Consider the following 4766-nt stretch of genomic DNA (forward strand, 5'->3'; position numbering starts at 1 on the left):
CTTTTTTTTAGCTTTCAAAAGTTCCGATTTTTCGAAAAAACTCTTGACAAACATTAGCAAGATTTTTCGAAAAAACTCTTGACAAACATTAGCAAGATTTATGAGCCATCCAGTAATCGATCAAGTTATCTATGGATCGAGCCTGACTTATTGATTCCGCTCTTTTCATTCTGTAGTGATATAAAGGCATGGAAATGCTAATGCCGGTTACTGCATTTAAAAAGATTCTATGAAGTGTTGAAACATCCTCATAGACATGACCTTTAGGAAAAGAAAAATTTGAAAAACACGATTTACGGTAAAGTTTATTCCATATATAAACATTAATATCATCATTTATCAACGCTCTTACCAAAGCTCGTGTATCAGAAAATCTCATGTCAATATCTGAATCAACGACAGAAAAATTCGGATATTCACGGAAAAAGCCACAAGAAACAATATCTGCGTTATTCTCCTGCGCTGTACTGACTAAGGTTTCAAACATGTCCGGCTCAAGCCAATCATCACTGTCAACAAAGCCCAGATATTCACCTCGCGCCATCATGATTCCATAATTGCGGGCATCAGATAATCCACCATTTTCTTTATGAAAAACTTTGATTCTTTTATCTTTTTCGGCATACTCGTCACAGATTTTTCCACAAGAATCAGGGGATCCGTCATCCACAAGAATGATTTCCAAATCCCGATAAGTCTGATTAATAATGCTTTCAATACATTGGGGCAGGTATTGTACGACCTTATATACCGGAACAATTATGCTTACCATAATCTGTCTTATTTTCCTTTATGCAAACAGGAGTAATTGTGAAACGATTGCAATACAGACCGCAAAAGCGCGGTGTCAGCCGCGCTTTTTACTATCTCATTTTCCATACCCATCCGGGTTATTCTTCTGCCAGTTCCAGCTGTCGCGGCACATATCGGAAATATCATGTTCCGCCTTCCAGCCCAGTTCCCGCTTCGCCTTGCCGGGATCCGAATAGCACACCGCGATATCCCCCGGCCGGCGTTCTTCTATTACATAAGGAATCGTTACGCCACTGGCTTTTTCGAAGGCATGTACTACATCCAGCACACTGTAGCCGTGGCCTGTACCTAAATTGTAAACGGCTAGGCCGCAGTTTTTTTCAATGGCCTTCAGAGCTTTCACATGGCCTTTGGCCAGGTCCACCACATGAATGTAGTCCCGCACGCCAGTCCCGTCCGGTGTGGCATAGTCATCCCCAAATACATGCAGCTTATCCAGCTTTCCAACTGCCACCTGGGTGATGTACGGCATTAGATTGTTGGGGATGCCGTTAGGATCTTCCCCAATCAGTCCGGAGGCATGGGCGCCGATGGGATTAAAATAACGCAACAACACCACATTCCAAGGATGTGGATCTTTCTTTTTTACATCTGCCGTATGCAGGTCGGTCAGAATCTCTTCCAGCATGGACTTGGTCCAGCCATAAGGGTTGGTGCAGCGACCTTTGGGACAGGCCTCGGTAATGGGAATTTCCATTGGCGTTCCATACACTGTAGCTGAAGAACTGAAAATGATATTTTTACAATGATGCTGACGCATCACATCCAGTAGCACCAAAGTACCGCTGATATTATTTTCATAATACTCCCAGGGCTTCACTACCGATTCCCCCACTGCCTTAAGACCGGCAAAATGGATGCAGCAGTCAAACGAATGAACAGCAAAAACCGTCACTAGTGCGGCCCTGTCCCGTATATCCACTTTATAAAAAGGAACCGTCTGACCTGAAATGGTTTCCACCCTGTGCAAGGACTCCTCGCTGGCATTGGAAAAGTTGTCTACCACCACAACGGAATGACCAGCCGCCATCAGTTCGATCAGGGTATGGGAACCAATATAACCTGCGCCGCCGGTAACTAGAATATTCATGTAAAAAGCACCTTCCTTGTTATGAATCATAAATTTCGATACAACAAGTATTTCTTATTGATATTTGATTTTACCACATAATTAACAGTTATATCAAACAACTAAATACTGTCCCACCAGTCGCGGTGTTCTAAATACCACTGAATCGTTCTCTAAAAACCTTCTTCAAAAGAAATATCCGTCACCCATCCTAACTCGCTGAAAATCTTTGATGTATCAAGAGCATAACGCTTATCATGCCCTTTACGGTCAGCGACATGTGTAATCAAGGTTTCCGGCTTACCCAATTCGTTACCAATTCGCTTTACAATATCTATGTTACACATCTCATTGTGGCTACCCACATTATAGACTTCTCCGTTCCGTCCTTTATGAATAATCAAATCAATCGACGGCAATGGTCTTCTTCATACAGCCAGCCCCTCACATTCTGTCCTGTCCCATAAACAGGAGCCTGCTTATCATGAAAGCAGTTACAAATTGTTAAAGGGATATCAGCTTTTCCGGAAACTGGTACGGTCCATAGTTATTAAAACTGCATCTGATTGTTACCGGCAGACCGAAGGTATGATGATGACAAAACAAGCAAATCAGCATCGGCCTTGGAAGCGCTGTAAGGCGAACCGGCACGCAGGGGCGACTGCTCTGTAATAAACAAATCCGGCCGGTATAAGGGCAAATCACCGTATACTTCATCCGTACTGATCTGATGAAAGCGCTTAATGCCATATTCCCGGCAGGCGTCCAGTAAAACAGCGGTTCCCATCACATTGGTCTGTAAAAAGACAGATGGGTCTTCAATGGTGCAATCCACATGGCTTCCCCCCCCGCAAAATTAACCACCATATCCGGGTGTTCTTCTACAACAACTCATATACACCTTGACGGTGACAGATATCCAGTTTCATAAAAAGGAACTTCGGATTATTTATCACAGGCTGCAATGAAGATACATTGCCCGCATAAGTAAGATTGTCCAGACAGATAATACGATAATCCGGATGAGTATCTAACATATAAAAAATGAAATTAGAACCAATGAAGCCTGCACAGCCAGTAACAATAATTGTCATTTGAAAAAACCTTAAATTCCTGAATCGATTTATTTACAGTACATTACCCCGTCCTTTATATTACGGCTTATGATTCCTATACATTTCTTTCATGTATATCTCCAGCGGTTTCATAGAGTGTTTCTTACCAGCCGGCGTGTTCTTATCTCCATAAAGCCACTTATACTGTATCTTCTTTCAGTCTTCCGATTATAACGACTCAAAGGTGTCGATGAACTATGTTTAAGTGGTATTCGCACCAATGGCCTAAAAAACGTGTTCATATTATTCTTTTTGTAATGGATGTGACCCGCTCCCCAAAAACAGAACCACTCTATTTAAGGTGCTAACAATAATTTATTTCTCCTTCTTAACAATTCCGTTCAAATACGTTAAAAAGCCTTCCCGCAATTCCGGACGGCGCAGGGCATATTCAACCGTCGCTTCCAGAAAGCCCAGTTTGTCGCCCACATCATAACGGCGGCCCTCAAAATTATAGGCATAGACGGGCTGTATCTTCAGCAGAGAGCGCAGACCGTCCGTAAGCTGGATCTCCCCGCCCGCGCCCGGGTCGGTATGTTCCAGAAGTTCAAAAATCTCAGGCGTAATGACGTAGCGCCCCAGTACCGCCATGTTGGAAGGAGCCTCGTCCACAGGCGGCTTCTCCACCATATCCGCCACCGCAAAAGTCCGGGGATCGCTGGTACCCCTGGCCGCCACAATGCCGTATGAAGAAACCTTTTCATGAGGTACTTCCTGCACACCTAATACGGAAGCCCCTGTTTTTTCATACACATCAATCAACTGACGCAGTGCAGGCTTTTCCTCGTTATATACCACATCGTCGCCTAGCAGCACCGCAAAGGGTTCGTTGCCGATAAACTGTTTGGCGCATAAAATCGCATGCCCCAGCCCCCGGGGTTCTTTCTGACGGATATAATGGATACGGATATCCGAAATGCTCCGTACCATTTCCAGCCATTCATCCTTGCCTTTTTCCGCCAGGTTCAGCTCCAGCTCGATACTCCGGTCGAAATGGTCTTCAATGGCCCGTTTGCTGCGGCCGGTAATGATCAGGATATCTTCAATACCGCTGGCCAGCGCTTCCTCCACAATATACTGGATCGTAGGCTTGTCTACGATGGGAAGCATTTCCTTCGGTGTTGCCTTGGTCGCCGGCAGAAAACGGGTGCCTAACCCCGCCGCCGGTATCACTGCTCTTGTAATGGTTTTATGATTCATTGAATACACTCCTATTCAAAAAAATAATTCTATTTGTTTTCTAAAGTTTTATTATATCATAATTGAGAACAGAATAATATTGTTTGTCAAAGAATCCTAATATACCACGAAATCAATATGTTACTTAAAACAACTAATACAATCCGTTTATGGTGCTTCCATCAAATATATATCTTCATACAATTTTACGATTTTCTATTTACTACATATAGCCTTAATGACCTGCCCCCGTTTTATGTACCACGGGGATATTTAGTATGGCTGCAATAATCAAAATATTTGCGCATATTCTGCCGGTGTTTTTTGACCCAGTGCACTATGCGGGCGAACCATATTGTACTCGTCTTTCCATCGGCTGATTATCTCCCGCGCCTCCTGGAGATTATGGAACCAGTTCAGGTTAAGACATTCATCCCGGAGCTTCCCATTGAAGCTTTCAATGAAACCGTTCTGCATGGGTTTCCCGGGATCGATAAACACATGCTCTATATGCTTCTCATAGGCCCATGCATTGAGAGCATTACTGGTAAATTCAGGACCGTTGTCAGAAAGAATTTCTTTCGGCCGGC

Annotated in this window: 4 protein-coding genes and 1 pseudogene; all 5 read right to left on the bottom strand. The window is 43.7% G+C overall.

The window, feature by feature from the left end:
- Positions 1–88: 88 nt before the first annotated feature.
- Positions 89–772, bottom strand: a complete 684-nt coding sequence (locus tag ACZOWY_RS11675; protein WP_484398398.1) for a glycosyltransferase family 2 protein — start codon at positions 770–772, stop codon at positions 89–91.
- 96 nt (positions 773–868) lie between these two features.
- The gene (gene galE, locus ACZOWY_RS11680; RefSeq protein ID WP_484398404.1) at positions 869–1903 is read right to left on the bottom strand and encodes a UDP-glucose 4-epimerase GalE; all 1035 of its coding nucleotides are present in this window, start codon (positions 1901–1903) and stop codon (positions 869–871) included.
- 155 nt (positions 1904–2058) lie between these two features.
- Positions 2059–2976, bottom strand: a pseudogene (rfbB, locus tag ACZOWY_RS11685) (dTDP-glucose 4,6-dehydratase); the annotation flags it as partial.
- Positions 2977–3312: 336 nt separating this feature from the next.
- Positions 3313–4197 carry a UTP--glucose-1-phosphate uridylyltransferase GalU gene (gene galU / locus ACZOWY_RS11690; RefSeq protein WP_484398409.1) on the bottom strand — a complete coding sequence of 295 codons (885 nt, stop codon included), beginning with the start codon at positions 4195–4197 and terminating at the stop codon, positions 3313–3315.
- Between the two features lie 270 nt (positions 4198–4467).
- Positions 4468–4766: integrase core domain-containing protein (locus ACZOWY_RS11695; protein ID WP_484398414.1), on the bottom strand; the 299-nt coding region annotated here is incomplete at its 5' end.

The organism is Succiniclasticum sp., assembly GCF_056977735.1.